This window comes from Mesorhizobium sp. P2_F8 (assembly GCF_056403655.1).
The window spans coordinates 198,846-225,763 of sequence record NZ_JBFUFB010000006.1 but is presented as its reverse complement, the minus strand read 5'-3'; the positions used below and the strand labels follow the sequence as shown (position 1 = coordinate 225,763).

The window sequence follows — 26,918 nt, the reverse complement described above, 5'->3', positions numbered from 1 at the left end:
GCCCGTCCTAGCCCAGAACCATTCGATAACCAATCCGGCGGAAATAGGTCAAATGCCACCGCGATGCATTCCTGATTCTTTAACAATGCCGCCTAGCATGAGCCCAACAAAACAAGAAACTGCGGGCATCAGGGGTTTCGGGCGTGAGGGGCAAGGCCATATCGATGATCGGCATCGCCGCCGTTTTTGGCGCGATATCGATCTTTGCCGCGGATTTCTGGGTCAAGAGCCAGGCCAGGGCAGATAGCGAAGCGAAGACGGCGTCGATCCCCGCGCCAGTTGCACCCAAGATCGAGTTCAAGACCATCGTGGTGGCCAATGCTCCGTTGCGCTATGGTATGGAGCTCGACCGCACGAAGCTCAGCGAAATTCCCTGGCCGCAGGATTCCCTGCCGCAGGGCGCCTTCCCGACCATTGATGGATTGCTTGGCGACGGCAATCGCGTGGTGCTGACGCCGATCGAGGTCAACGAGCCGGTGCTGCTCACCAAGCTGTCGGGGCCAAATGGCCGCGCGACGCTCTCCAACATGCTGACGCCCGGAATGCGGGCGGTGACCATCCGCACCGACGAGATTGCAGGTGTCGGCGGCTTCGTCACACCCGGCGACCGGGTTGACGTCGTGCTGACCCGCGATGCCGGCGAAATCCAGGAGGTGGCCAAGAACGCGCAAGGCGCCGCCGGTTCGACCATCACCTCCGAAATCGTCGTCTCCGACGCCAAGGTGCTGAGCGTCGGGCAGGGCGCCGACGAGCGCCAGACCACGCCGCAGATTGCCAATTCCGTGACCATCGAGGTGACCACCGAAGGCGCGAAGAAAGTGGCGCTTGCCCGCACCGTCGGCTCGCTGTCGCTGTCGCTTCGCTCCGCCAGCGAAGGCGATGACGGCAAGAACGGCGTCACCACCATCTCTTCGTTCGGCGGATCGGTCGCCTCCAACGTGCAGGCCGCGGCCAGTTCGTTGTTCAATGCCGTGGCGAAAGAGCCGGAGAAGCCGAAATTCAAGACGGTCATCGTGACGCGCGGCACGAAGGCAGAGGAATACCAGGTTCCTTCGCCGGACCAGAAATAGAAGCCAGTGGGGACTGGGTGAGGGACGGGACAATGTTCGGGCTGATCACATATCGGGTCATGGGGCGGTTGCGCGTTTTGCGCACCGTGGCTGTCGCGGCTTCGCTGGCTGCCGCAGGGATGCTGGCTTTCGGCACCTCGGCAAGGGCCGACAACGACATCGTCTATGTGTCGTCGACCAAGAATGCGTCGATCAAGGTGGCCAAGGGCAAGCCGAAGACGATCATGACCAGCGCCGCCTTCTACCAGATCGTCATCGGCGATCCGGAGATCGCCAACGTCAATCCGCTGACCGACAAATCCTTCTACGTGCTCGGTAACAACCTCGGCACCACCGGCATCGCGCTGTTCGATGAGAAGAAGCAGCTTGTAGGCACCGTCGATATCGAGGTGACGCTCGACACCGACCAACTGGCCAGCACCATCCGCGCCAGCGTGCCGGACGCCAGGATCAAGGTCGGCTCGGCCAATGGCCGTGTCGTGCTGTCGGGCGAGGCCGATGACGCGGTCGCCGCCGAAAAGGCAAACAAGATCGCGACGCGTTTTTCCGGCGCCGAGGAGGTGATCAACTCGGTCAACATCTCGTCGTCGCAGCAAGTCCAGCTCAACGTCCGCTTTGTCGAGATCAACCGCCAGGCGGGTCAGGACCTCGGCGCCAAATACAGCGCAAATTTCGCCTACGGCCTCGGCGGGCGCGACGTCACCATCGATCCGGGTGCCTTGCCGGGGGCCGGGACCGGCGAGATCATCGGCCGGTTGCTGTCGGACGGTGTGTCGATCGATATCGCCATCAAGGCGCTGGAAGAGCGCGGCCTGGCCCGCCGGTTGGCCGAACCGAACCTGATCGCCCGTTCCGGCCAAACGGCAAGCTTTCTCGCCGGCGGCGAATTTCCGATCCCGGTCTCCGAGGACAACGGCAAGATCTCGGTCAGCTACAAGAAATATGGCGTCAGCCTGGATTTCACGCCGACGGTGCTGAAGGACGGGTTGGTCAGCCTGGACATCGCGCCGGAAGTCTCTTCGATCGACGCGTCGGCCTCCTACAATATCGGCAACATATCGGTGCCCGGCTTCATCGTGCGCCGCGCCAGGACGTCGGTCGACCTGAAGAACGGCCAGAGTTTCATGATCGCCGGATTGCTGCAGTCGCAAAACGACATCACCACGTCGCGCATTCCCGGCCTTGGCAAAATGCCGGTGCTTGGGGCGCTGTTTTCGTCGAAATCCTATCAGCGGCGCGAGACCGACCTGGTCATGATCGTGACCCCCTATCTGGTCAAGCCGGTCGATCCGTCGAAGAAACTCATCGTGCCGACCGACGGTACGCAGGCGGCCAGCAACGCCGACTACTTTCTCAACAACACCGACGAAGTGAAGACGTCCGACGCCAATCGCGCGCTGGCGATGGCCGGCGGCACTGTCGCGCAGCCGGCTACCGTTACCACGGTCGGGCATTTCCTCGACCTACCGAAGGACTGAAACCATGCGTCTGGTCTTGAGATCGAGCATCGCCTTGCTGCTGGCCGGCTTCGCCGCCGGCTGCACCAGCGACGACTATGTGCGCACCGAAGGGGTGACGCCGGCCGCTGGCAATGCGCAAGCCGCCGACACCGTCATGCAGATGGTCGATCCCTGGAAATACGGTGTCCAGAACACAAAACTTCTCGTCCCAGCCCAGCGCGGCGACGCGGTGGCCATCACTCCCGATCAGGCGGCCGGCGCGAAAGCGTCGCAATCCACGACAGGCAACTGATCCAACAGGCGGCGACCGGACAGGCTGACAGAATGGCAAACGGCATCAAGACCAGGAAGATCCTGCTCGTTTCGACCGACAGGACCTTTGTGCAGGACACGCGGACCGCATTCGCCGCCTCCGAGGTCATCCAGCTGTCGACAGTGGAAAAGAATATCGCGGAGCTGCGCGGCGAGATCCAGGAGGCCGATTTCGGCGCCATCATCGTCGACATGGATGCGGCAAGGCTGGAGGAGGTCGAGTCGCTGCAGCGCATCATGCGCCGGCTGGAGGACAAGGTGCCGGTCGTCGTCGTCACCCAGGAGTTCAATGCCGCCGCAGTGCGCATACTGGTGCAGCTGAAGGTCGCGGATTTCCTGGTCAAGCCGATCACCACCGCCGACCTGGTGCGCTCCGTGGTGCGGGCGCTGCAAGGGCCCGGGCGCGAGGAAAACACCGAGTCGCAGATCTACACCTTCATGCCGGCCGCCGGCGGCGTCGGCACCACGACGCTGGCGCTGCAGACCGCCTTCCAGCTGCATCACTCGGTGACGCGCGGCGCGTCGACTTGCGTGGTCGACCTCAATTTCCAGCAGGGCGCCTGTGCCGAATATCTCGACCTCGAACCACGTTTCGACATCACCGAGATCGAGAACCAGCCCGAACGCCTCGACCGGCAACTGCTCGACGTGATGCTGTCGAAGCATGCCAGCGGGCTTTGCGTGCTGGCGGCGCCGACGCATCCGGCGGAAATGCGCTCGTTCAAGACCGATGTCGTGGTGCGCATGCTGGACCTCGTTTCGGCCTATTTCGACAATGTCGTCATCGACATGCCGCGCACCTGGTTCCCGTGGACGGAAACGGTGCTGCTCGGTTCCAACAAACTCTACATCGTCGCCGAAATGACTGTGCCGTGCCTGCGCCACACGCAGCGTCTGATCCAGGCGGTCTACGAGACTGCCGGCAAGGAAGTGAAGCCCAACGTCATCGTCAACCGTTTCGAGCAGAAGATGTTCGACAACGGTATCAAGCAGGCGGATGTCCAGGAGATCCTCGGCGAGCATTTCGTCGGCGGCATTGCCAACAACTACCGGCTGGTGCGCGAGGCGGTCGATCGGGGCGTGCCGCTGCACGAGATCGACCCGAACGCCAATGTCRTCAACGATCTGAAGAAGATCATCCTGCCGGAGGAAGCAGTCCAACCCCGGGCGAAATCGCGCTCGCTGTTTGGCATGGGCCGGGGATTGCTGAAGAGGAAGGCCGGATGACCAGCCGCTTTTCCACCCTGCAGAACCGCGATGCGCGTCCGCAGCGCGCCGCCGAGCCGGTGCCGGTCGCGCATCATGCCGTCGTCATTCCGACGAACCGAAAGGCTTTGACGGCAAAGCCGGAAGCCGCACCGGCAAAGAATGCCAACAAGGTGCTCGATGCGCGCGTGCGTATCCACCGGCTGCTGCTCGARGAGATCAACCTKGTCGCGCTGGAGCGYYTGCCCAAGGAWGARATGCGCCGGCARGTRYWKGAWTTCGTGTCGGAAAAGACCMRSCARGAGCGGATGGCGATCAACACCGTCGAGCTTGACGCGCTGGTTGACGACATCGTCGACGAGATGGTCGGTCTCGGGCCGCTGGAGCCGTTGCTCAAGGATCCCGACATCAACGACATCCTGATCAACGGCCACCAGAACTGCTTTGTCGAAAAGAAGGGCAAGCTGCAGCCGGTCCATATTCCGTTCAAGGACGAGGCGCATCTGCTGCGCATCGTCAACAAGATCGTCGCCGCGGTCGGCCGTCGTGTCGACGAATCGCAGCCAATGGTCGACGCACGCATGCTGGACGGCTCGCGTTTCAATGCGGCCATCCGCCCGGTTGCGGTCGACGGGCCGCTGGTGTCGATCCGCAAATTCTCCAAGAACAAGCTCGGCCTGCACAAGCTGGTCGAGTTCGGCGCCATCACCCAGAACATGGCCGAAGTGCTGGCGGCGGCCGTGCATGCCCGCAAGACGACGATCATTTCGGGCGGCACCGGCACCGGCAAGACGACCATGCTCAACGCGCTGTCGGCTTTCATTCCCGAAGATGAGCGGCTGATCACCATCGAGGACGCGGCCGAACTCCAGCTGCAGCAGCCGCATGTGGCGCGCATGGAGACGCGTCCCGCCAACATCGAGGGCCATGGCGAACTGAAGCAGCGCGATCTGGTCAAGAACGCGCTGCGCATGCGCCCAGACCGCGTCATCCTCGGCGAGTGCCGCGGCGAGGAGGCCTTCGACATGCTGCAGGCGATGAACACCGGCCACGAAGGATCGATGGCGACCATCCATGCCAACACGCCCCGCGACGCCATTTCGCGCCTGGAGCAGATGCTTGGCATGACCGGCATGCCGATGACGGTGCAGTCCATCCGCAGCCAGATCGCCAGCGCGCTCGACCTTATCGTGCAGCTGACGCGCCTGTCCGACGGCAAGCGCAAGGTGACCAGCGTCGCCGAGGTGACCGGCATGGAAGGTGATGTCATCCAGATGCAGGAGATATTCCGCTTCGTGCGCACCGGCATGGACGCCGACGGCAAGATCCTCGGCCACTACGAGGCGACCGGCATCCGGCCGCGCTTCCTCGAGGATTTGCGCGCCATGGGCATCGAGTTCCCCGGGCGATACTTCGAACCCGGCCGGCCGCAGGAGTAGTCAGGTGTTCGACGGGCTCAGCGCTATCTATGTCGTCTATGCCGCGGCGGCACTTACCGGCATCCTGATCGCCGAGGCCTGCTACCTGCTCTATGCCGGCCGCAGCGACAAGCGCACCGCCATCAACCGGCGCATGAAACTGCAGGAAAACACGATCAGCCAGGAGCAGGTGCTTGTGCAGCTGCGCAAGGAGCGCGGCCTTGACGCGGGTACGTCGCTGTTCTCGCCGGAACGGTTCCGCGCCTTGCGAACCCAGTCTGGCATGGTCATGCCGCTGCCGAAATTCCTGATGACCACCTGCGGCGCGGCATTCGCCGCGGCTCTGGCCGCCATGTGGTACGGCTTGCCGCCGCTGCTCGGGCTCGTCCTGTTTGTCATGCTTGTGCCGATCCTGCCGGTGATGACGCTGCGCTTCAAACGCGGCCGCCGGCTGAAGCGGTTCGGCACGCAACTGCCGGAGGCACTGGAACTGATCACGCGCGGCCTGAAGGCCGGCCATCCGGTGCCGGTAGCGGTCGCCATGGTGGCGCGCGAGATGCCCGACCCGATCGGCAGTGAATTCGGCGTCATCGCCGACGAGGTGACCTATGGATCGGACCTGGTTTCGGCCTTGAACTCGCTGTTCGACCGGGTCGGCCATGAGGACCTGCCGCTGTTCGTCACCGCCGTCTCGATCCAGAGCAGTTCGGGCGGCAATCTGCGCGAGATCCTCGACGGCCTGGCCTTGACGATCCGCGAGCGTGGCAAGCTGCGCCGCAAGGTGCGGGCCATTTCGACCGAAGGCCGCATGTCGGCCTACATTCTGACGGCGATACCAGCACTGCTGTTTGCCGCCATCATGGCGCTGATGCCAGCCTTCTACCGCAACGTCTGGGGTGAGCCGCTGACCTGGTACCTGATTGGCGGCTCTGTCGCCTGGCTAATGCTGGGCAATCTGATGATGTTCAAGATGTCGAATTTCAGGTTCTGACATGCAAGCCTTCATCGAATTCCTCGCCTCGCTTGCGCCGACCTCGTTGATGCCCGTGGCCATCCTGTTGCTGGCCGTGGGCGCCGCCGCGGTTGCCTGGCCGATGGTTGCGGCGAAGGGCGACCGCAACGACGTCATGCGCCGGCTCAAGGTGGATCACGGTCCGGTGGCCGCGAAGCCCGAGCCGGTGCCGAAGAAGAATACCAGCATCGTGCGCGAGAAGGCGGTGAAGAGGGCGCAGGAATTCTATGCCAAGAGCGATCCGGAAAATGTCGCCCGGCTGCGCATGACGCTCATCCAGGCGGGCTACATGGAGCCGCGCGCCGTCGGCATGTTTTTCCTCGTCCGGTTCATTGCGATGATCGGCACGGCCATCGGTGTCTTTGTGCTCAACCAATGGATGGCCAGTCCAGACGCGACGATGGCCAGCCGATGGACGTTCGTCATCCTGTCGGGAGCGGCCGGTTACTTCCTGCCTGGGCTGGTGCTGAGCCAGAAGGTGCGGGAAAAGCGGCGCGAATACCGCAACGGCTTTCCCGATTTCATGGACCTGATGATCGTCTGCTCGGATGCCGGCATGAGCATGGAGGCCGGCATCGAGCGCGTTTCCAAGGAACTCGCCAAGACCTATCCCGCGCTCAGCCAGAACCTGCAGCTTGTGTCGCTGGAGCTGAGGGCAGGGCGCAGCCTCGACGATGCGCTGAAGGCGCTTGCCGACCGCCTCAGCCTGGACGAGGTGCGTTCCTTCGCCACGCTTCTACAGCAGTCGAAGGAACTCGGCACCAGCCTGTCGGGCGCGCTGCGCGTCTTTTCCGATGAAATGCGCCACAAGCGCATGTCGCTGGCCGAGGAAAAGGCGCACGCCCTGCCGGCCAAGATGTCGGTGCCGGTAACGGTGTGCATCCTGCCGGTGGTGCTGATGATCGCCATCATCCCGATCATCGTCAAAATGATGACGGAGCGCTAGGAAGCGCGTCCCTCGAACGCCCAGTCCAAGCCGTGTCTTGCACGCGGCCCGGTCAAGATCCTCTGGCCTGCACCGGGTGGTTAATGGCTGGTGTGCCCAAAGCTTAATTTTGAGCGTGTTTCGGCACCGAAGTTTAATCGCCTTTCCTGTAATGTGTTTCCTGAAGAACGACCCGGCAAATCGGGCGATGAGGCAGGGGCATGCGTCACAGTAATTTCACGGCAATGGCTGCGGTGGCGGCCGTCTTAATGATGTCTGGTTGTACGACGAGTGGCGTCGACACCACCAAGACCACGGCCATCCAACCGGTGGCAAAGGACATCGATACTTCCGATCTGGCGCAAGGCAAGGCGCAGTTTCGCGACGCCAATTACGGCCTCGCCGAACAGCACTTCCGCAAGGCCGTCGAGTTGAAGGCCGACAATGCCGAAGCCTGGATGGGGCTCGCCGCTTCCTATGACGAACTTGGCCGCTTCGACTTCGCCGACCGAGCCTACGACCAGCTTCTGAAAGTCGCCGGCCGCAAGCCGCAGATCGTCAACAACATGGGGTATTCGCAACTGTTGCGTGGCAATCGCAAGAAGGCCAAGGCGCTGCTGCTCGAAGCGAGGGCCGGCATGGCCGATCCGACGGTCGTCAACGCCAATCTCGCGCTCTTGAACAAGGGTTGATCTGGTCGTGGCGTTCTGGAGCCGGATGATTTCAGGTCGAATCGACCTGAAATCTGAATCCGCTTCTAAATCAAAGGGATAGAGCAAGATGTCGTCCGAAAATCGCTCACACTTTTCGGCATCATGCTCCAGGGTGCTGTTTCGGGACACAGGGCATGGACGCTTTGTAAACCCTATGCGCAGGTTGCGTCGGAAGACCGGCTGAAAACCCGTATCCGAGGGCTGCCGCTGACCTAGAATGCAGTGCAACCGCCGACTCTCGAGAGGCCCTCGCCCAACATGTTGGACTTCAGTTCGCTCCTGCTCGCGGCCGCGCTGTCGGGCACATGCCTCAGCGCTACCATGTTTGCGATCTGGTTCACCGCGCCCAAGGCACGCTTTGTGCTGACTGTGGCGTGCGGCATTCTGGTGCTCGTCGCGCATGTGATCCTGTTTTGGCGATACACCAAGGAGCCCGATCCGGTGCTCTGCCAGATCGTGCTTGCGCTGCTCAGCCTGGGGTTCCTGATCCTCTGCCTGTCGGCCATGCAGTATCTCGGCGTGCCCAGCCACAGACGTGCCGTTGCACCGACGCTCGCCGCCATGACTATTTGCGCGGCCGTGACCTCCATCGGCCTCGACGGTGTCGGCTTCATCATCACCTACGCGACGGTGACGGCGCTGCTCTCGGCGATCGGCGCCATGTTCTGGATCAACGGCAGCCATGATCGCCGGATCCTGCTGGTGGTTTCGTTTCTGAGCGGCACCTGTGCGGTGTCGTTCGCGCTCTGTGGCATGGTTTTGCTGGGCAGGGGGCAGTGGGCGCTCGCGATCGCGCCCGACAATTGGGCCGAAAGGCTGAACTCCGTCGTGGCGGTGGCCTGCATGACCGGGCTCGGCGCCTTGACGCTCTCCCTCCACCATCTGCAAGCACAGATCGAACTGAAGGCCGAGACCATGACCGACCCGCTGACCGGGTTGATGAACCGCCGGGGATTGATGTCGCTCTATGGCGAGCGGAGTTTCGGTCCATTCATGTCCGTCGTCATGTTCGACCTCGACCACTTCAAGCGGACGAACGACGTCTACGGTCACCCGGTCGGCGACCAGGTGCTGTGCCGCTTCGCCGCCGTCATCAAGAAATATGCCCGGACCGGCGTCGACGCCTTTCGCCTGGGCGGCGAGGAATTTGCCGTCGTCATGTCGCGGATGACGGAGGAAAGGGCCTACGACCTCGCCAGCAAGATCGGCGTTGCCTTCGGCACCGAAATCGTTGCCACCCCGCTCGGCCCGTTGCGCAGCACGGTCAGCGGCGGCATCGGCTTTGGCGAGGCCGATGGCCGCAGCCTCGACGAGGTGCTGGCCGAGGCGGACATAGCGCTCTATGCCGCCAAGCGCGCCGGGCGAAATTGCGTCATCAGCCGCAAAGGAATGAGCAAGGCCGAACCGGTCAAGCCGGCCTTGCGCTCAGCGTAGTTACTCGGCCGCACCCAGATAATCCGACAAAGGCGGGCAGGAGCAGACCAGGTTGCGGTCGCCTGCAACATTGTCGATGCGCGACACCGGCGGCCAGTATTTTGCTGCCGTGTCGGCGTCACCGGCGGGATACGCCGCCTCCAGGCGCGAATAGGGATGGGTCCACTGGCCGGCCAGCGCCTCGGCGGCGGTGTGCGGTGCGTTGACCAGCGGATTGTCGGCCAAAGGCCATTCGCCCTTGGCGACTTTCGCTGCCTCTCCGGCGATGGCGATCATCGCCTCGCAGAAGCGGTCGAGTTCCCGCTTGGGCTCGGACTCGGTCGGCTCGACCATCAGCGTGCCGGCGACCGGGAACGACATGGTCGGCGCATGGAAACCATAGTCGATCAGGCGTTTGGCGACATCGTCGACACTGATGCCTGCGCTCTCCTTGAGCACGCGCGTGTCCAGGATGCACTCGTGGGCAATGCGATCGTGCCTGCCCTTGTAGAGGAGCGGGAAGTGCGGTGCGAGCCGCGTCGCCACGTAGTTTGCCGAAACGATCGCCGTCTCGGTCGCCTGCTTCAGGCCGGAACCGCCCATCATGCGGATGTACATCCAGGTGATCGGCAGGATGGAAGCACTGCCGAAGGGGGCGGCCGACACGGCATGCGCCGAGCCTTCGGTGACATGACCCGGCAGATAGGGTTCTAGGTGCGCCCTTACGCCGATCGGGCCGACACCTGGGCCGCCGCCGCCATGCGGAATGCAGAAGGTCTTGTGCAGGTTCATGTGGCAGACATCGGCGCCGATGTCGCCGGGGCGAGCGAGGCCGACGAGGGCGTTGAGGTTGGCGCCGTCGAAATAGACCTGTCCACCATGCTCATGGATGAGGGCGCAGAGATGGCGCGCGCCTTCCTCATACACGCCATGCGTCGAGGGATAGGTGAACATCAGCGCCGCGAGGTTCTTGGAATGCTCATTGGCCTTGGCCCTCATATCGTCCATGTCGATATTGCCATCCTCCAGGCAGCGCACGACGACGACGCTCATGCCCGCCATCGCCGCGCTCGCCGGATTGGTGCCATGTGCGGAAGATGGGATAAGGCAGATGGTGCGATGGCCTTCGCCGCGCGAGCGGTGATAGGCGCGGATGGCAAGCAATCCGGCATACTCGCCCTGGCTGCCGGCATTGGGCTGCAGGCTGACCGCGTCGAAACCGGTGATCTCCGACAGCCAGCCTTCCAGTTCGCCGGCCATGGCGCGGTAGCCGGCCGAATGGCTGGCCGGCGCGAACGGATGCAGGTTGGCGACGCTTGGCCAACTCACCGGCATCATCTCGGCGGCGGCGTTGAGCTTCATGGTGCAGGAGCCCAGCGGGATCATGGTGCGGTCGAGCGCCAGATCCTTGTCGGCCAGCCGGCGCAGGAAGCGCATCATCTCGGTTTCCGACTTGTTCTCGTGGAACACGGGTTGGGTCAGAAACTCCTTGCCGCGCGGCTTTCCCGGCACCGTGCTGTCGGCCGCGGGACCAGCCTTGGCGCCGAAAAATGCCGCGATTGCGTCGAGATCGGCATCGGTCGAGGTCTCGTCGAAGCTGATGCCGACATGGTCGGCATCGATGACGCGCAGCAGCCGGCCGGTCTTTTCGGCCGCAGCGGCGATCTGCGCCGCCTTGCCCTTCGTCTCCACCGTCACCATGTCGAAGCGGCTGGCGCCGATCACCGACACGCCTGCCGCCTCGAGGCCGCCTGCCAGGCGGTTGGCCAGCGCGTGGATGCGCCCGGCAATCGCCTGCAGCCCGGCGGGGCCGTGCCAGATGGCATAGGCGGTCGCCATGTTGGCGAGCAACGCCTGCGCGGTGCAGATGTTGGAGGTCGCCTTGTCGCGGCGGATATGCTGTTCCCGTGTCTGCAAGGCAAGCCGGTAGCCTGGCCGGCCCTTGCTGTCGGTCGACTGKCCGACCAGGCGGCCGGGCATCAAGCGCGTCAGTCTGTCGGCGACGGCGCAATAGGCGGCGTGCGGGCCACCAAAACCCATCGGCACGCCAAAACGCTGCATCGGGCCGACGGCGATGTCGGCGCCGAGCTTTGCCGGCGCGTCGGTCAGCGTCAGGCCGAGCGGGTCGGCGATGAACACGACCAGTGTGCCGGTGGCGCGCGCCTTGTCGATCGCTGCCTTGTGGTCGCCATAGACGCCGAACGTGTCTGGCCAGGAGACAAGCAGGGCGGCGGTGTTGTCGTCGATCGCCTCGCCGTCGATCTCGATGCCGAGCGGTTCGGCGCGGGTGCGCACCACGTCCAGCGTCTGCGGATGTGGCGTACCGGCTAGCGCCACCTTGGTGCGCTTGTCGCGGTGATGCCGCAAGGCGATGCCGACCGCTTCGGCGACCGCCGTTGCTTCATCGAGCAGCGAGGCCGACGCCACAGGCAGGCCAGTCAATTCGGCGACCAGCGTCTGGAAATTGAACAGCATTTCGAGCCGGCCCTGGCTGATCTCGGCCTGGTAGGGCGTGTAGGCCGTGTACCAGGCTGGGTTCTCGAACAGGTTGCGCTGGATGACCGGTGGCACGTGGACGCCGTGGTAGCCGGCGCCGATGAAGCTCTTCAACACCGTATTTTTCGCCATGATCGCCGACAGTTCGGCGAGCGCCTCCGCTTCGCTGGCCGGAGCTGGCAAGGCGAGCGGCTGGTCGAGGCGGATCGATCTCGGCACGGCCTGGCTGATCAGCGTCTCGATCGAGGGAACGCCGATGACGGCGAGCATTGCTCTGGTGTCGTTGACGCCCGGGCCGATGTGGCGAGCCATGAAGGGGTAGGGTGCTGCGGTCATGTGTCGAGATCCTGATGTCAACCGATATGGGCTTTGTAGGCGGCCTCATTCATGAGGCCGGCGAGCTGGCTTTCGTCGGCGAGTTTCATCTTCCACAGCCAGCCGGCGCCGGTTGCCGCCGAATTGACCAGCGACGGGTCCGACGACAGCGTGCCGTTGGCCTCGGTGATTTCGCCGTCGACGGGCGCATAGACGTCGGAGGCCGCCTTGACGGATTCGACCACCACGGCGGTATCGCCCTTGGCCAGCTTCTTTCCCGTCTCGGGCAGTTCGACGAAGACGAGGTCACCGAGTTGCTCCTGGGCGTAGTCGGTGATGCCGACGGTGGCGATGCCGCCCTCGACACGGAGCCATTCGTGATCTTCGGTGAAATAGGTTGTTGCCATCGGATTCATCCTTTGCGGTAGCGATGTGGTGTGAAGGGCAGGGAATTGATATCGACTGGGATCTTCGTGCCGCGCACATCGGCGAAAACCCGGGTGCCGGGCTTTGCCAGCGGCGTTGCGACATAACCCATGGCGACCGGATGGCCGGCCGAGGGGCCGAAGCCGCCTGATGTGACATGGCCGGCGGGATTGCCGTCGGCATCAAAGAGCGCGACGCCGGCGCGCACCGGCTGGCGGCCGTCGGGCTTCAGCCCGACCCGCTTTTGCGCCGGTCCCCGCTCCACGGCGGCGCGCAGGGCGTCGGCGCCGATGAAAGCGCCGGTTGCGCGGATTTCTTTCGGGATCGCCCACATCAATCCGGCGCTGGCCGGGTCGGTCTCCGGCGTGATGTCCTGGCCGTGCAGGCAGAGCCCGGCCTCCAGCCGCAGGCTGTCGCGCGCGGCAAGGCCGATCCACAGTACGCGTTCATCGCCGAGCAATTTTGCGACGAGGTCGCGCGCATCGGCCTCCGGCAGGCCGATCTCGAAACCGTCCTCGCCGGTATAACCGGAGCGGCTCATGAACCAGTTCTGCCGCGGTTCGACACCATGCATGAACAGCAGCGAGCCGGTCTCGATGCCGGCGCGGGAAAGGGCGGCCCAGGCTTCAGGGCCCTGGATGGCCAGGAAGACACGGTCGAGCGGCTCGACCTTGACGTCAAAATCCGCGGCAAGCGCACGCAAATGCTTTTCGTCGGCCACGGCGTTACCGGCGTTGGCGACCACCATAAAGCGGATATCGCCCAGCCTGGTGACGATCAGGTCGTCCAGGATGCCGCCAGCCTCGTTGAGGAAGAAGGACAGTTTGGACTGCGAGATTTCGAGTGCGGCGGCATCCAGAGGACAAGCGCGGTTGAGTAGCGCAACCGCCTCCCGCCCACTGACCTCGAACAGCTTCATATGCGAGATGTCGAAGAGGCCGGCATGCTCGCGGGTGTGAAGATGCTCCTTCATGACGCCGGCCGGATAGGTCAACGGCATCGACCAGCCGGCAAAGGCGCCAAAGCGCGCAGCAGCGGCCACATGGATATCTTCGAGGGGAAGGTGTTTGGTGTCGTCGCCCGTCATGTCATCTCCAGAGTCGCACGCAATCGGTCGCGAATGGCGACCAGTCCGTGCCCCTCTGTCTGAAGCCTGAGAGACTCGCGCAACCGGAACTCTGTCAGCGGCGCTTACACCTTCGGCGCGGGGGCAAGCCCCGACTTTCCAGAGTGTCTTTCCCGTCTACGGTTCTTTTGCCTGAGAGATTTCGGGCGATTTCCCCTTCGGCGACAGCTTTCGCTGTTCTCTCCCGCAAACAGGTAGGACTCGCAAGAGCCCTCGACTCGTCATCCATAGCCTGTCGACGACACATTGTCACCTGTCAGCGACGTCTTTGATGCATGTCGTTTTCCCAAAACCGCAGCACACTTTTGGGTGACATGCATTTGGCTGACAAGTCTTCGCTAACCACGCCGTTTGCCGGTTTTTCAAGACACTGCTGATATCGTGGCGGCGGTGAGGCTTTTGGGCAGGCGCTTGCCGGCAGCGGACGGGGACGACAAATGGGCGAATTGATCATGAGCGCGCCGGTGGCGGGGCTGGCCTCGAAAAGCCGCATCACCAGGGAAGACGTGGCCATGTTGCGCCATGAAGTGTTCGGCGACGGCGTGGTGACGCGCGGCGAGGCCCGAGGCGCTGTTCGCGCTGGACGCCACGGCCAAGGACAAGTGCCAGGAATGGCCGCCGTTCTTTGTCGAAGTGGTCACCGACTACATCGTCCACCAGGAGAAGCCGTCGGGCTACATCTCGCAGGACAATGCCGACTGGCTGATCCGCACGATCTCGCGTGACGGCATGGTCGACAGCCGGACCGAACTCGAATTGCTGGTCCATGTGCTGGAAGAAGCAAGATCATCGCCGAGCCAGCTTTGCGTCTATGCGCTGGAGCAGGTCGCCCACGCCGTCATCGACGGTAAGGGGCCGTTGATGCTCGGTGGTGCGCTGGTTCCCGGACTGATCGCCAAGGCGGAGGTCGAGCTTCTGCGCCGGATCCTCCACGCCCATGGCGGCGAAGGCAACATCGCCATCACCCGCGCAGAGGCCGAGGTGCTGTTCAAGATCAACGAGCGCACTGCTCAAGGACAAAACGATCCGTCCTGGAACGATCTGTTCGTCAAGGCGATCGCCAATTTCGTCATGTGCTCGGCCGGCTATGAGGCGCCGACACGCGATGTGGCGCTGCGCCGTGATGCCTTCCTCGAGCACGCCGATCCGGAAATCGGCGGCTTCTTCAGCCGCATGGTCTCCGGTGGCCTCGCCGGCATCATGGAGGCCTATCGCTCCCCCAGCGACATCGAAGCCGAGTGGGAAGCCAAGAACAGGGCGGCCGAGGCCCTGGCCCGCCGCGCCGAGACGATCGATGCCGGCGAAGCCGGCTGGCTGATCGAGCACATCGGGGTAGGCAGGCCTTTGTACGAGAACGAACGTGCGCTGCTGACGCTGATCAAGCACGCGTCACCGGAGATTCACCCGGCGCTTAAGCCGCTGCTCGACAAGGTTGCCTGAACCGGCGGGCAGCGCTCGCTACGCCCCCGGGCCGATCATTATTTTGCGGTGTGCGAATCAGATTCCACCGTACCAGTCGTAGCCATTGTCTTCCCAATAGCCGCCCCTGCCGCCGCCGACATTGGCGAAGCCGTCGACCAGCTCGATCTTGTAGAGATATTTCGGCATCTTGTAGCCGAGCTGACGCTCGACGCGGGCCCGCAGCGGCGCGCCGTTCTCGACCGGCAGCGGCTTGCCGTTCAGGCCATAGGCAAGGATCGTCTGCGGATGGCGGGCATCGATCAGGTCGATGGTGCCGTAATATTTGATGTCGCCGGAGAGGCTGCGGTCGATAGTGTCGAGGCAATGGAACATGACGTAGCGCGCTTGCGGCTTGACCACTGCCTGGTCGAGCACCAGCGACAGCGGCGTGCCGGTCCATTTGGCGATGCAGCTCCAGCCTTCGACGCAGTCATGGCGGGTGATCTGGGTGCGGCTCGGCATGTTCATCAATTGCTCGCGGCTGAGCTTCAGTGGCTTTTCGACAAGGCCCGAAACCTCGAGCCGCCAGTCGGCGAAATTGTTGGCAAGCAAGCCCTTGTAGACGTCGTCATCGGGGGCCGTGACGCCGTTCGGCCGCTGCGGCTGGCGGATGTCGGCCTCGGTGAACTCGGGCGCCAGCGCGTCGCGTCCGGCGAGCAGGCGTTGCGCCCGGTAGGTCAGGCCATTGGCGTTTTCGAGGAAGCTGCGCAGGCCGCTGCCAATACTCAGCTGGCTGTCGAAGGCGTCGCAGCCCGACAGCATGATGCCGGAGGCGCCAAGGCTGGCGCCCGTCAGGAATTTCCGGCGGCTGATCTCGAACTTCGCCATGTCAAGCACTCCTCTCGGTGGAATTGTCGTCGCGTGCAGGAGGATCGGTGCGGTACCAGCCGGTGATGATCGAGCGCAGTTCGTTGATCGGGCCGGCAGCCAGGATCATCAGGATGTGGACGATGAAGAAAGCGACCAGCAGCACCATGACGGTGAAATGGATGGTGCGCGCCGTCTGCCGGCCACCGAGCAGATCGTTGAGGAACGGCAGCACCGAGTCCATGCTGGGCGACATCGCCAGGCCGGTGATGATCATCAGCGGCAGCAGCACGAACAGCACGCCGCCATAGGCCATCTTCTGCAGCGTGTTGTATTCCCGCGTGTGGTGAAATTTGAGCTTGGCGTGGTCGACGATGTCTTGCGGCAGTCGCTTGAGATCGTTGAGGCGCGGCGCGAGATCGCGGCGCAGATGGCCGTTCACGGTGCTGGCGACCAGCCAGACAATCAAGGTCGTGGTCAGTATCCAGGCAAAGAAGAAATGGATGACGCGAGCGGTGCCCAGCTCGTAGTAGGACGGGATGGTCGCCCAGGACGGGAAGCCGCGCGCAGTTTCGTTGCCGGCCGGACCCGACCAGCCGAGCACGCCTGTGGTGTCGAAACGATGCCCGAAGATTTCGGTGTAGCCACGCGCTCCGGCGTCGGTGTTCTCGGCGCCAATGGCGAAGATGGTGTTGTTGTAGTCGAAGCCCGACTGCTTGCCGATATAGAGCTGCGGGCGGGCGTTGAAGATCTGCAAGCCGGAAAGCAGCATGAAGAACAGCGAGATGGCCCAGATCCAGTGCGTCAGCCGCGTCCAGCGCGACTGGCGGTAGATCAGCGTTTCATCCTTCCGCGCGGCGGGGTCCGCTCCGGCGGTGGGTTGGCTTCTGGCAACCGATTCCATCTTGTCTCGTCTCCCGGCCTCGCGGCGTGACCTACACGCTCATTGTCCTCCTGATACGTCGCTAACCAAACCGATGTTTCATCCGATCACGGAATTATTACGGGCTGCCCAGGCTGACGGCGAGATTGACGGCCGCGGCGACGATGACCGTGTTGAAGAAAAACGACAGGATCGAATGGACAAGCACGACACAACGCATATGCGTTGTCGAGATGTTGGTGTCGGCAGTCTGCGCGGTCATGCCAATGACAGCCGAGAAGTAGAGGAAATCCCAGCCTTCCGGCCGCTTGTCGCCCGGGAACAGCAGCCCGCCGACCGGGATCCTCTTTTTGGTCTCAGCGTCGACCGCATCGCCGTCCATCCAGTAGACATGGGCATAGTGGAGCGCTGCCATGGCATGCATGGTGAACCAGCCGAGCGGGATCGACAACAGCGCGAAGCCAAGCTCGACGGGATGGCCTCTGTCCTTCTGATTGATCAGCAGGAACAGTGAAACAATGGCGACGACGACCACGACCAGCGTTACAGCGAAGATAACCAGCACCGGCTGGTCGGTGGCACGCGCGTTCTTGCTGAGGTAGCGACCGGTAAGCCTTGGCATCTGAGCGACGACCAAAATGACATAGACGGCGAAGAACGCATTGGTGCCGATCGAATAAGGGAGTGGCGCGCGCAACAGCAGCGCAACTGCTAATGCGACGGCCCCTATGCCGGCCGCCACGATGAATTGCCTGTGCCGGCGCATTGGTGAATTGATCGAAGTGTCGGTGACCATGGCCCAGCTTTCAGAAAAGCGCCCGGATCAGTCCGGTGTGGCGGATTTGAGCGCCCGCCGCAAGATGCGGTCAAGTTCACCGAGAAACCGCGAACGGTCCTGCGGCGCGAAGCTGGCATTGTAGCCCTTGCTTTCGCCGGTCTCGCGCAGATGCTGCTTGAGATCGCGCATCGCCACTGCCATGCCGATCGTTTCGGGTGTGAACGGGCGCCCGGTGGGCCCGAGCACATGGGCGCCGAGCGCCACCGCGCGAGCAGCCAGCGGAATGTCCGATGTGATCACGATGTCGTTGGTCCGCGCATTATCGACGATCCAGTCATCGGCGGCGTCGGCGCCCTTGGACACCACGACGTTGCGGATCATCGGATCGCGCGATGGCCGCAGGCCGCCATTGGAGACGTAGGTAACGACGACGCCATAGCGCTCGGCGACCTTTTCCACCTCGGCCTTGACTGGGCAGGCATCGGCGTCGACGAAGATGGCTGGTGCAGGCATTTACTGTTCCAAAAGGCATGGGGCCGGGCGATTTCGGCCGGCCCCATGGAGATAATCTGATCGGTTGTTACGCCGGCAAGGCCCCGGACTTCTTGGCAGTCCAGGTCGCCATATAATCCATCAGGCCGGGATTGAGGCAGTCATAGGGTTCCAGCCCGATTGACCTCAGCTGCGCGCGGATGCCGTCCATGCGCTTCGGGTCGACACCGGATTCGATGATCGACGAGACGAAGGCAGTGAAGCCCGGCGGCGACCAGCCGGCCTCCTCAAAGCGCTCGGGATGAATGAACGACAGGCCCTTGAACGGATGATCGCGCTCGACCGGCCCGTGCATGTGGACGCCGCAGCCGGTGCAGGCATGGCGCTGGATCAGCGCACTGGGATCGACCACCTTGAGCTTGTCGCCGTTCTCGGTGACGGTGACGTCGCCGGTGCCGGCCACGGCGACGACCGAGAACAGCGCACCCTCCGGCTTCCAGCATTTGGTGCAGCCACAAGCATGGTTGTGGGCGATCTGGCCCTTGACCTTCACCTTGACCGGCTTGCTGGTGCAGGCGCAGACCAGCGTGCCGCCGGCAAAGCTTGCACTCTCCTTGGGCAGACCATTGTCGATTTTCGGATGCAGTTTTTCCGGCATTCTTTTCTCCTCCCAGTTGTGAACCACAAGGGTCGCAGGCCGGTTGGTCGGCGGCTTGTGGCCTTCTTCAGTAAACGACGACGCTTCGGATCGATTTGCCCTCATGCATGAGGTCGAACCCCTTGTTGATGTCCTCGAGCTTCAGTGTGTGGGTGATCATCGGATCGATCTGGATCTTGCCGTCCATGTACCAGTCGACGATCCTGGGCACGTCGGTGCGCCCGCGCGCGCCGCCAAAGGCGGTGCCCATCCAGGTGCGCCCGGTGACCAGCTGGAACGGTCGCGTGGAAATCTCCTGGCCGGCACCGGCGACGCCGATGACGACCGACTTGCCCCAGCCGCGATGCGAGGCTTCCAGCGCCTGGCGCATCACCTTGGTGTTGCCGGTGCAGTCGAACGTGTAGTCGGCGCCACCGATCTGGTCGGCGCCGCGCTTGGTCATGTTGACCAGATGGGGAACGATGTCGCCGTCGATCTCCTTCGGATTGACGAAATGCGTCATGCCGAACTTCTCGCCCCAGGCCTTCTTGTCGTTGTTCAAGTCGACGCCGATGATCATGTCGGCGCCGGCAAGTTTCAGCCCTTGGATGACGTTGAGGCCGATGCCGCCGAGGCCGAAGACAACGGCAGTGGCGCCTTGCTCTACCTTGGCGGTGTTGATCACAGCACCGATGCCGGTGGTGACGCCGCAGCCGATGTAGCAGATCTTGTCGAAGGGCGCTTCGGGATTGACCTTGGCCAGCGCGATCTCGGGCAACACGGTGAAGTTGGAGAAGGTCGAGCAGCCCATATAGTGAAAAATCTTGTCCTTGCCGATCGAGAAGCGCGACGAGCCGTCGGGCATCAGGCCTTGCCCCTGCGTGGCGCGGATGGCGGTGCAGAGGTTGGTCTTGCGCGACAGGCAGGACGGGCACTGGCGGCATTCGGGCGTATAGAGCGGTATGACGTGGTCGCCCTTCTTGACCGAGGTGACGCCCTTGCCGACGTCGACGACGATGCCGGCGCCCTCATGGCCGAGGATGGCCGGAAACAGGCCTTCCGGATCGGCGCCCGATAGCGTGAATTCGTCGGTGTGGCAGATGCCGGTCGCCTTGATCTCGACCAGCACCTCGCCGTCGCGCGGACCGTCGAGGTCGACCTCCATGATCTCCAGCGGCTTTCCGGCGGCGACAGCGACAGCGGCGCGCGTTTTCATCAGACAGTTCCCTCCATAGGCGATTTCAGCCCAAGCTTTCAGGTTTTAATGATGCGATCAACTGGAAGCTGGTTCCAGGCTTGGGCCAGTGCGGAGAATTTTATCCCAAATCGATTGAAAGACCGCGATTGACCCGGCCGGCTTGACCGCGCCGACACAGGCCATAAAAGGAACGGCCGACCCGAGGGATATTTCGCATGTTCACCAAGATCCTCATCGCCAACCGCGGCGAGATTGCCTGCCGTGTGATCAGGACGGCGCGCAAGATGGGCATCGCCACCGTCGCGGTCTATTCCGATGCCGATCGTGATGCCGTGCATGTCGAGATGGCCGATGAGGCGGTGCATATCGGGCTTTCGCCGGCCGCGCAGAGCTACCTCGTACCGGAGAAGATCATCGCCGCCTGCAAGGAGACGGGAGCGCAGGCCGTGCATCCCGGTTACGGCTTCCTGTCCGAGCGGGCGGCGTTCTGCGAGGCGCTGGAAGCGGAAGGCATCATCTTCATCGGCCCGAAGCCCAAGGCGATCAAGGCGATGGGCGACAAGATCGAATCGAAGAAATTCGCCAACGCCGCCAAGGTTTCCACTGTGCCCGGCTGGCTCGGTGTCATCGAGAATGCCGACCATGCCGAAAAGATCGCCGGCGAGATCGGCTATCCCGTGATGATCAAGGCCTCGGCCGGCGGCGGCGGCAAGGGCATGCGAATCGCCTGGAGCCAGTCGGAGGTGCGCGACGGCTTCGACCGCGCTCGCTCGGAAGCCAAGAGCTCGTTCGGCGACGACCGCGTCTTCATCGAGAAATTCGTCGTCGATCCGCGGCATATCGAAATCCAGGTGCTGGCCGACGCCCATGGCAACGCCCTCTATCTCGGCGAGCGCGAATGCTCGATCCAGCGCCGCAACCAGAAGGTCGCCGAAGAGGCGCCATCGCCGTTCCTCGACGCCAAGACACGCAAGGCCATGGGCGAGCAGTCGGTGGCGCTGGCCAGGGCCGTCGACTATCAGAGCGCCGGCACGGTGGAGTTCATCGTCGACAAGGACAAGAACTTCTATTTCCTTGAAATGAATACACGTTTGCAGGTCGAGCACCCGGTGACGGAGCTCGTCACCGGCATCGACCTGGTTGAGCAGATGATCCGCGTCGCCGCCGGCGAAGAGCTGGCCTTGAAGCAAAGCGATATCCAGCTGAACGGTTGGGCGGTGGAAAGCCGGCTCTATGCCGAGGACCCGTACCGCAATTTCCTGCCCTCGATCGGCCGGCTGACGCGCTACCGGCCGCCGGAGGAAGGACAGTTCGGCGATATCGTCATCCGCAACGACACCGGCGTCACCGAAGGCTCCGAGATCTCGATGTTTTACGACCCGATGCTCGCCAAGCTGTGCACCTGGGCACCGACGCGCATCCAGGCCATCGATGCCATGTCGGAAGCGCTCGACAGCTTTGTCGTCGACGGCATCGAGCACAACATTCCGTTCCTCGCCGCCCTGATGCAGCATCCGCGCTGGCGGGAAGGGCTGATATCGACCGGTTTCATCGCCGAGGAATATCCCGACGGCTTTGCGCCAATCGTGCCGAACAACGATGAGAAAGCCGTGCTGGCGTCGATTGCGACCGCGGTGGAACTGCTGCGCCGCGACCGGCTCGACCGGCTCGGCGGGCGCCTGGCGCCGCATTCGGGAGCGCTGAAGCGCGACTGGGTGGTGAAGATTGGTGAAGACTATCTGTCGGCGTCCATCCTCGAAGGCATGATCTCCATTCCAATGGAAATCGATCTGTCGATCGAGGGCGGCAAGGCGCTGACCGTCGCCTCAGACTGGCGTCCGGGCGACCTGATCTGGCGCGGCACGGTCGGCACGCACAAGATCGTCGCTCAGATCAGGCCGGTTGCCAATGGCTTGCGCATCGCCTGGAAAGGCATGTCGGTGACCGCGCGGACCATGTTGCCACGCATCGCGGAACTGGAAAGGCTGATGCCGGAGAAGGTGGCGCCGGATACTTCTAAACTGCTGCTTTGCCCGATGCCCGGCCTTGTCGTGTCGATTGCCGTTGCCGAAGGCCAGGAGGTCAAGGCCGGCGAGACGCTGGCCGTCGTCGAAGCGATGAAGATGGAAAACGTACTGCGCGCCGAACGCGATCTTGTCGTGGCGAGACTCAACGCCAAGCCAGGCGACAGCCTGGCGGTCGACGCAGTGATCATGGAATTCGCCTGAGATTGTTTGGAAACTTTAAGGCGAGCCGGGCAGGCCGCTGCAAGCCTGTGGTCAGCGGCGGTTTGTGCTGGACTGGTATCGCCCGGTCCCGGACAATACATCTCCATCGACTCAAGTCCTTCGGGCAGCGCGAAAAACCATGGCAGATGACAGACTTCCCCGCGATCCCCTGATGCGCGAAGCCGCGATAGCGGCTGCGCGGCCGGAGGCGCCTGCGCGGCCGTTCGTCCATCTGCGCGTGCATTCGGCCTATTCGCTGCTGGAAGGCGCCTTGCAGATCGGCAAGGTGGTGGCCCACGCGGTCAAGGACGAAGCCCCGGCGATTGCCGTCACCGACACCAACAATCTGTTCGGCGCGCTCGAATTCGCGCAGAAGGCGGTGAAGGACGGGATCCAGCCGATTATCGGCTGCCAGATCGCGGTCGCCTTTTCCGGCGAGAACAGCGATGGCCAGCGCGACCGCAGGCGGCAAGGTCCGGATATGCGGCCGGTCGTCCTGATCGCGGCGACCGAGGCCGGCTACGCCAATCTGGTGAGGTTGGTCAGCCGCGTCTATCTCGAGACGCCGCCAGGCGAGGCGGTGCACCTGACCACCGAAATGATGGAGGGCTATTGCGACGGGCTGATCTGCCTCAGCGGCGGGCCGCGCGGCCCGGTCGGTTTTGCGCTCAAGGAAGACCGCCGCGATCTTGCCGAGGCACGGCTCTTGACCCTCAAGTCGATGTTCGACGACCGGCTCTATGTCGAACTGGACCGGGTTTCCGGTTATGACCGCGTGATCGAGAAATCCTCGATCGATCTCGCCTATGCCCATGAATTGCCGCTGGTCGCCACCAACGAGGCCTTCTTCTCGGCGCGCGACGATTATGACGCGCATGACGCGCTGATCGCCATCGCCGAGGGCTCGGTCGTCGCCGCCGACAATCGCCGGCGGCTGTCGCCGGACAATTTCCTGCGCAGCCAGGCCGACATGGCCAGGCTGTTCGCCGACCTGCCGGAGGCGATCGACAACACGGTCGAGATCGCGCTGCGCTGTTCCTACTATCCCAAGAACCGCAACCCGATCCTGCCACGCTTCACGGGCGGCGATGTCGCCGACAATGACGCAGCCGTGCAGGCGGAAGCCGACGAACTGGCCCGCCAGGCGCATGAGGGGCTCGACGCGCGGCTGGCCGCGCACGGGCCGACACCAGGCTACACGGTCGAACAATATCGCGAGCGGTTGAATTTCGAGCTTGGCATCATCACCAAGATGAAGTTCCCGGGTTACTTCCTGATCGTTGCCGACTTCATCAAGTGGGCCAAGGCGCAAGGCATCCCGGTCGGGCCGGGCCGCGGATCGGGAGCCGGGTCGCTGGTCGCCTATTCGACGACCATCACCGACATCGATCCCCTGCGCTTCTCCCTGCTGTTCGAGCGCTTCCTCAACCCCGACCGCGTATCGATGCCCGACTTCGACATCGACTTCTGCCAGGATCGCCGCGAGGAGGTGATCCGCTATGTCCAGCAGAAATACGGTCGCGACCAGGTCGGCCAGATCATCACCTTCGGTACGCTGCAGGCCCGCGCCGTGCTGCGCGACGTCGGCCGCGTGCTGCAGATGCCCTACGGCCAGGTCGACAAGCTTTCCAAGATGGTGCCGCAGAACCCGGCCAATCCAGTCAAGCTCGCCGACGCCATCGCCAACGAGCCGCGCTTTGCCGAAGAGGCAGAGAGGGAGCCGATCGTCCAGACGCTGCTCGACATGGCGCAGAAGCTGGAGGGCCTCTACCGCCACGCCTCGACGCACGCCGCCGGCATCGTCATCGGCGACCGGCCGCTGTCGGAACTGGTGCCGATGTACCGCGATCCGCGCTCGGACATGCCTGTCACCCAGTTCAACATGAAATATGTCGAGCAGGCCGGGCTGGTGAAGTTCGACTTCCTCGGCCTGAAGACGCTGACGGTGCTCGAAACGGCGGTCAAGCTGATCCGCCGGCGCGGCATCGAGATCGACCTGGCGACGATCCCGCTCGACGATCCCGAGACCTATGCCATGCTGTCGCGCGGCGAGGTGGTCGGCGTGTTCCAGGTGGAAAGTGCCGGCATGCGCAAGGCGCTGATCGGCATGCGGCCGGACTGCATCGAGGACATCATCGCCCTGGTCGCGCTGTATCGGCCGGGACCGATGGAGAACATCCCGACCTACAACGCCAGAAAGCATGGCGAGGAGGAGATGGCGTCGATCCATCCCAAGATCGACCACCTGGTGAAGGAGACCCAAGGCGTCATCGTCTACCAGGAACAGGTGATGCAGATCGCGCAGGAGCTTGCCGGCTATTCGCTCGGCGAAGCCGATCTGCTGCGCCGCGCCATGGGTAAGAAGATCCGCGCCGAGATGGACAAGCAGCGCGAGCGCTTCGTCTCGGGCGCGGTCGAACGCGGCGTCGGCAAGCCGCAAGCCGACTTCATTTTCGACCTGCTGGCCAAGTTCGCCGACTATGGTTTCAACAAGTCGCACGCTGCCGCCTACGCGGTGGTTTCGTACCAGACCGCCTATCTCAAGGCGCACTATCCGGTCGAGTTCCTCGCGGCATCGATGACGCTCGATATGGGCAACACCGACAAGCTCGCCGATTTCCGCCAGGACGCGCTGCGCCTTGGCATCGAGGTATTGGCTCCGTCGGTGATATCAAGCTTCCGCGCTTTCGAAGTCGGCGAGAACCGTATCTATTATTCGCTGGCCGCGCTGAAAGGTGTCGGCGACGCGGCGGTAGAGCATATCGTTGCCCAGCGCGGCGAAAAGCCATTCAAGAACCTCGCCGATTTCTGCGAAAGGGTCGATCCCAAGATTGTCGGCAAGCGCGTCTTCGAAAGCCTGATCATGGCCGGCGCGCTCGATTGCTTCGGCCACGACCGCGCTGCGATGATGGCGGGCGTCGAGCGCATGATGGGGCTGGCATCGCTGGCGCAGCAGAACGCGGTCTCCGGCCAGCACGATATCTTCGGCGCCTCGCTCGGCGCCCAGTCGCAGGCGCTCAATCTGCCGGCGACCGACCCATGGCTTGCGGCCGATCGGTTGCACCGCGAATTCCAGGTGGTCGGCTTCTATCTCTCCGCCCATCCGCTCGACGAGTACAAGGCGGCCTTGCAGAAGATGCGGGTGCAAAACTGGGCCGAGTTTTCGGCGGCCGTCAAGCGCGGGGCGGCCGCCGGACGGCTGGCCGGCACGGTCACCTCCAAGCAGGAGCGCAAGACGCGCACCGGCAACAAGATGGGCGTCGTCGCCTTTTCCGATACGTCCGGCCAGTATGAGGCCGTGCTGTTTTCCGAAGGACTGGCGCAATATCGCGACCTGCTTGAGCCCGGCCGTTCCGTCGTCATCACCGTTGCGGCCGAGGACAGGCCGGAAGGCGTCAATTTGCGCATCAACTCGGTGCAATCGCTGGAGGACGAAGCAAGCCGAATCCAGAAGGCGTTGCGCATTTTCGTACGCAATGCGGCGCCGATCGGCACGCTGGCCGGCCAGCTTTCAGTGAGGGGCGAAGGCCAGGTCAGCTTCGTGCTGATCAAGGAAGATGGCGAGGGGGAAATCGAGATCGAGCTGCCCAATCGCTACCGGATCTCGCCGCAGATCGCCTCGGCGATGCGCGCCGTGCCCGGCGTGGTCGAAGTGGAACTGGTGTGACGCCCGCTCTTGCGGGCTGGCGGCAGGTGTCGCGAACGCCGGCGCGATCGTCATGAAAGCGGCGGAAGACAGCTCAACAATCGCGCAGCTGCGCGACAAGCTGCGCAGGCTCTATCACGGACGCACCCCGGCGGCTTTCCGCTTCCAGGTGGTGGCTGTCGTCATCGACCTCGCTATCATTGCCTTCTTCATCGCGACGCCGGTTCTTCAGGACAAGCCGTCATTCCTCTGGCTCGACTATGCGGTGGCCGCGCTGGTTGCTGCCGACATGGCCGCCCGCCTACTGGCGTCCAACGACATGTTTCGGCTGATGAAGCAGCCGACATCATGGGTCGATGGCTTCATCCTCTTGACGTTGCTGATGCCGACGGCGTTCGCCAATCTCGGCTTCCTGCGCATTCTGCGGTTGTGGTCACTGTCGCGCAACGGGTCGTTGTGGCGGCATTTCGAGATGCGCGGACTGCGGCCCTGGCGCGAGGCTAGCCAGGCGGTCATCAACCTATTGACCTTCCTGTTCGTCATCACCGGCTTCGTCTACACGTTCTTCTTCCGCACCGGGACGGGGCTCGAAAACTATATCGATGCCCTTTATTTCACTGTCGCCACAGTGACCACGACAGGCTTCGGCGACATCGTCCTGCCGGGCATGGCCGGCAAGCTGACCGCGATCGCCACCATGATCATCGGCATTTCGCTGTTCGTGAGGTTGGCGCAGGCGCTGTTCCGTCCCAGCAAGGTCTTCTTTCCCTGTCCGCAGTGCGGGCTGCAGCGGCACGAGCCCGACGCCGTCCACTGCAAGGCCTGCGGCCATCTCCTCAACATACCCGACGACGGCAATTGACGGGCTGGAGGCCCATCCCGCCGGAGTAAGGATG

Annotated in this window: 21 protein-coding genes, 1 pseudogene and 1 riboswitch; of the genes and pseudogenes, 13 read left to right on the top strand and 9 right to left on the bottom strand. The window is 63.4% G+C overall.

Features of this window, described 5'->3' with window-relative positions; translation table 11 throughout:
- The first annotated feature begins 143 nt into the window (after positions 1 to 143).
- The 9 genes from cpaB (at position 144) to AC1DZP_RS16565 (ending at position 9,550) form a co-directional block, all read left to right on the top strand.
- A complete protein-coding gene (gene cpaB / locus AC1DZP_RS16605; protein ID WP_477303837.1) occupies positions 144 to 1,070 on the top strand; it encodes a Flp pilus assembly protein CpaB in 927 nt (308 codons plus the stop codon).
- Between the two features lie 32 nt (positions 1,071 to 1,102).
- Positions 1,103 to 2,548, top strand: a complete 1,446-nt coding sequence (locus tag AC1DZP_RS16600) for a type II and III secretion system protein family protein (protein ID WP_477303835.1) — start codon at positions 1,103 to 1,105, stop codon at positions 2,546 to 2,548.
- A gap of 4 nt (positions 2,549 to 2,552) precedes the next feature.
- Positions 2,553 to 2,822 (top strand): hypothetical protein, encoded by a 270-nt coding sequence (locus AC1DZP_RS16595; protein ID WP_477227358.1) that lies wholly within the window; start codon positions 2,553 to 2,555, stop codon positions 2,820 to 2,822.
- A 32-nt stretch (positions 2,823 to 2,854) separates the two neighbouring features.
- Positions 2,855 to 4,069, top strand: a complete 1,215-nt coding sequence (locus AC1DZP_RS16590) for a CpaE/TadZ family protein (protein ID WP_477303833.1) — start codon at positions 2,855 to 2,857, stop codon at positions 4,067 to 4,069.
- A complete protein-coding gene (locus tag AC1DZP_RS16585; protein ID WP_477303831.1) occupies positions 4,066 to 5,487 on the top strand; it encodes a CpaF family protein in 1,422 nt (473 codons plus the stop codon). The genes AC1DZP_RS16590 and AC1DZP_RS16585 overlap by 4 nt, the downstream gene beginning before the upstream one ends.
- Before the next feature lie 4 nt (positions 5,488 to 5,491).
- Positions 5,492 to 6,457, top strand: coding sequence for a type II secretion system F family protein (locus tag AC1DZP_RS16580; RefSeq protein WP_477227356.1), 966 nt, complete (start codon positions 5,492 to 5,494; stop codon positions 6,455 to 6,457).
- Between the two features lies 1 nt (position 6,458).
- Positions 6,459 to 7,424 (top strand): type II secretion system F family protein, encoded by a 966-nt coding sequence (locus AC1DZP_RS16575; RefSeq protein ID WP_477303829.1) that lies wholly within the window; start codon positions 6,459 to 6,461, stop codon positions 7,422 to 7,424.
- Between the two features lie 200 nt (positions 7,425 to 7,624).
- Complete coding sequence (locus AC1DZP_RS16570) at positions 7,625 to 8,095, top strand: tetratricopeptide repeat protein (RefSeq protein ID WP_095087887.1); 471 nt, start codon at positions 7,625 to 7,627, stop codon at positions 8,093 to 8,095.
- 279 nt (positions 8,096 to 8,374) lie between these two features.
- Entirely contained in the window at positions 8,375 to 9,550 is a 1,176-nt protein-coding gene (locus tag AC1DZP_RS16565; RefSeq protein ID WP_477303827.1) for a GGDEF domain-containing protein, read from the top strand.
- Here the strand turns inward: AC1DZP_RS16565 and gcvP are convergent, their stop codons facing one another.
- The 3 genes from gcvP to gcvT are packed head-to-tail and all read right to left on the bottom strand — an operon-like array spanning position 9,551 to position 13,853.
- Positions 9,551 to 12,361 (bottom strand): aminomethyl-transferring glycine dehydrogenase, encoded by a 2,811-nt coding sequence (gene gcvP, locus AC1DZP_RS16560; RefSeq protein WP_477303825.1) that lies wholly within the window; start codon positions 12,359 to 12,361, stop codon positions 9,551 to 9,553. It abuts the gene before it with no gap.
- 17 nt (positions 12,362 to 12,378) lie between these two features.
- Positions 12,379 to 12,747, bottom strand: coding sequence for a glycine cleavage system protein GcvH (gene gcvH / locus AC1DZP_RS16555; RefSeq protein ID WP_477303823.1), 369 nt, complete (start codon positions 12,745 to 12,747; stop codon positions 12,379 to 12,381).
- 5 nt (positions 12,748 to 12,752) lie between these two features.
- Positions 12,753 to 13,853, bottom strand: a complete 1,101-nt coding sequence (gene gcvT, locus AC1DZP_RS16550; RefSeq protein WP_477303821.1) for a glycine cleavage system aminomethyltransferase GcvT — start codon at positions 13,851 to 13,853, stop codon at positions 12,753 to 12,755.
- Between the two features lie 149 nt (positions 13,854 to 14,002).
- Positions 14,003 to 14,089: riboswitch (glycine riboswitch) on the bottom strand.
- Positions 14,090 to 14,329: 240 nt separating this feature from the next.
- Between gcvT and AC1DZP_RS16545 the strand changes: the two are divergent.
- A pseudogene (locus AC1DZP_RS16545) lies at positions 14,330 to 15,332 on the top strand (hypothetical protein).
- Between the two features lie 57 nt (positions 15,333 to 15,389).
- Here the strand turns inward: AC1DZP_RS16545 and AC1DZP_RS16540 are convergent.
- From AC1DZP_RS16540 to AC1DZP_RS16515, 6 genes are all read right to left on the bottom strand, one after another.
- Complete coding sequence (locus tag AC1DZP_RS16540; protein WP_477303819.1) at positions 15,390 to 16,181, bottom strand: molybdopterin-binding protein; 792 nt, start codon at positions 16,179 to 16,181, stop codon at positions 15,390 to 15,392.
- A gap of 1 nt (position 16,182) precedes the next feature.
- Positions 16,183 to 17,064 (bottom strand): cytochrome b/b6 domain-containing protein, encoded by an 882-nt coding sequence (locus AC1DZP_RS16535; RefSeq protein ID WP_477303817.1) that lies wholly within the window; start codon positions 17,062 to 17,064, stop codon positions 16,183 to 16,185.
- A gap of 97 nt (positions 17,065 to 17,161) precedes the next feature.
- On the bottom strand, positions 17,162 to 17,839 hold the full coding sequence (locus AC1DZP_RS16530; RefSeq protein ID WP_477303815.1) for a DUF1345 domain-containing protein: 678 nt from the start codon (positions 17,837 to 17,839) through the stop codon (positions 17,162 to 17,164).
- A 27-nt stretch (positions 17,840 to 17,866) separates the two neighbouring features.
- The gene (locus AC1DZP_RS16525; RefSeq protein ID WP_477303813.1) at positions 17,867 to 18,334 is read right to left on the bottom strand and encodes a YaiI/YqxD family protein; all 468 of its coding nucleotides are present in this window, start codon (positions 18,332 to 18,334) and stop codon (positions 17,867 to 17,869) included.
- Between the two features lie 67 nt (positions 18,335 to 18,401).
- Positions 18,402 to 18,971 carry an S-(hydroxymethyl)glutathione synthase gene (gene gfa / locus AC1DZP_RS16520; RefSeq protein WP_477303811.1) on the bottom strand — a complete coding sequence of 190 codons (570 nt, stop codon included), beginning with the start codon at positions 18,969 to 18,971 and terminating at the stop codon, positions 18,402 to 18,404.
- A gap of 67 nt (positions 18,972 to 19,038) precedes the next feature.
- Positions 19,039 to 20,166, bottom strand: a complete 1,128-nt coding sequence (locus AC1DZP_RS16515) for an S-(hydroxymethyl)glutathione dehydrogenase/class III alcohol dehydrogenase (protein WP_477303809.1) — start codon at positions 20,164 to 20,166, stop codon at positions 19,039 to 19,041.
- Between the two features lie 197 nt (positions 20,167 to 20,363).
- Between AC1DZP_RS16515 and AC1DZP_RS16510 the strand changes: the two genes are divergently transcribed.
- The 3 genes from AC1DZP_RS16510 (at position 20,364) to AC1DZP_RS16500 (ending at position 26,884) form a co-directional block, all read left to right on the top strand.
- Positions 20,364 to 22,376: an acetyl-CoA carboxylase biotin carboxylase subunit gene (locus tag AC1DZP_RS16510; RefSeq protein WP_477303807.1), complete on the top strand. Its 2,013-nt coding sequence runs from the start codon at positions 20,364 to 20,366 to the stop codon at positions 22,374 to 22,376.
- A gap of 172 nt (positions 22,377 to 22,548) precedes the next feature.
- Positions 22,549 to 26,043: a DNA polymerase III subunit alpha gene (dnaE, locus tag AC1DZP_RS16505; protein ID WP_477304185.1), complete on the top strand. Its 3,495-nt coding sequence runs from the start codon at positions 22,549 to 22,551 to the stop codon at positions 26,041 to 26,043.
- A 52-nt stretch (positions 26,044 to 26,095) separates the two neighbouring features.
- Entirely contained in the window at positions 26,096 to 26,884 is a 789-nt protein-coding gene (locus tag AC1DZP_RS16500; RefSeq protein ID WP_477303805.1) for a potassium channel family protein, read from the top strand.
- Positions 26,885 to 26,918 lie beyond the last annotated feature (34 nt).

Bases quoted from the DNA above. Each gene is read 5' to 3' on its own strand.
- AC1DZP_RS16600 (WP_477303835.1), top strand. From the start codon at position 1,103: ATGTTCGGGCTGATCACATATCGGGTCATGGGGCGGTTGCGCGTTTTG.
- AC1DZP_RS16595 (WP_477227358.1), top strand. From the start codon at position 2,553: ATGCGTCTGGTCTTGAGATCGAGCATCGCCTTGCTGCTGGCCGGCTTC.
- AC1DZP_RS16575 (WP_477303829.1), top strand. From the start codon at position 6,459: ATGCAAGCCTTCATCGAATTCCTCGCCTCGCTTGCGCCGACCTCGTTG.
- AC1DZP_RS16570 (WP_095087887.1), top strand. From the start codon at position 7,625: ATGCGTCACAGTAATTTCACGGCAATGGCTGCGGTGGCGGCCGTCTTA.
- AC1DZP_RS16565 (WP_477303827.1), top strand. From the start codon at position 8,375: ATGTTGGACTTCAGTTCGCTCCTGCTCGCGGCCGCGCTGTCGGGCACA.
- gcvH (WP_477303823.1), bottom strand. From the start codon at position 12,747: ATGGCAACAACCTATTTCACCGAAGATCACGAATGGCTCCGTGTCGAG.
- gcvT (WP_477303821.1), bottom strand. From the start codon at position 13,853: ATGACGGGCGACGACACCAAACACCTTCCCCTCGAAGATATCCATGTG.
- AC1DZP_RS16540 (WP_477303819.1), bottom strand. From the start codon at position 16,181: ATGGCGAAGTTCGAGATCAGCCGCCGGAAATTCCTGACGGGCGCCAGC.
- AC1DZP_RS16535 (WP_477303817.1), bottom strand. From the start codon at position 17,064: ATGGAATCGGTTGCCAGAAGCCAACCCACCGCCGGAGCGGACCCCGCC.
- AC1DZP_RS16530 (WP_477303815.1), bottom strand. From the start codon at position 17,839: ATGGTCACCGACACTTCGATCAATTCACCAATGCGCCGGCACAGGCAA.
- AC1DZP_RS16525 (WP_477303813.1), bottom strand. From the start codon at position 18,334: ATGCCTGCACCAGCCATCTTCGTCGACGCCGATGCCTGCCCAGTCAAG.
- gfa (WP_477303811.1), bottom strand. From the start codon at position 18,971: ATGCCGGAAAAACTGCATCCGAAAATCGACAATGGTCTGCCCAAGGAG.
- AC1DZP_RS16515 (WP_477303809.1), bottom strand. From the start codon at position 20,166: ATGAAAACGCGCGCCGCTGTCGCTGTCGCCGCCGGAAAGCCGCTGGAG.
- AC1DZP_RS16510 (WP_477303807.1), top strand. From the start codon at position 20,364: ATGTTCACCAAGATCCTCATCGCCAACCGCGGCGAGATTGCCTGCCGT.
- dnaE (WP_477304185.1), top strand. From the start codon at position 22,549: ATGCGCGAAGCCGCGATAGCGGCTGCGCGGCCGGAGGCGCCTGCGCGG.
- AC1DZP_RS16500 (WP_477303805.1), top strand. From the start codon at position 26,096: ATGAAAGCGGCGGAAGACAGCTCAACAATCGCGCAGCTGCGCGACAAG.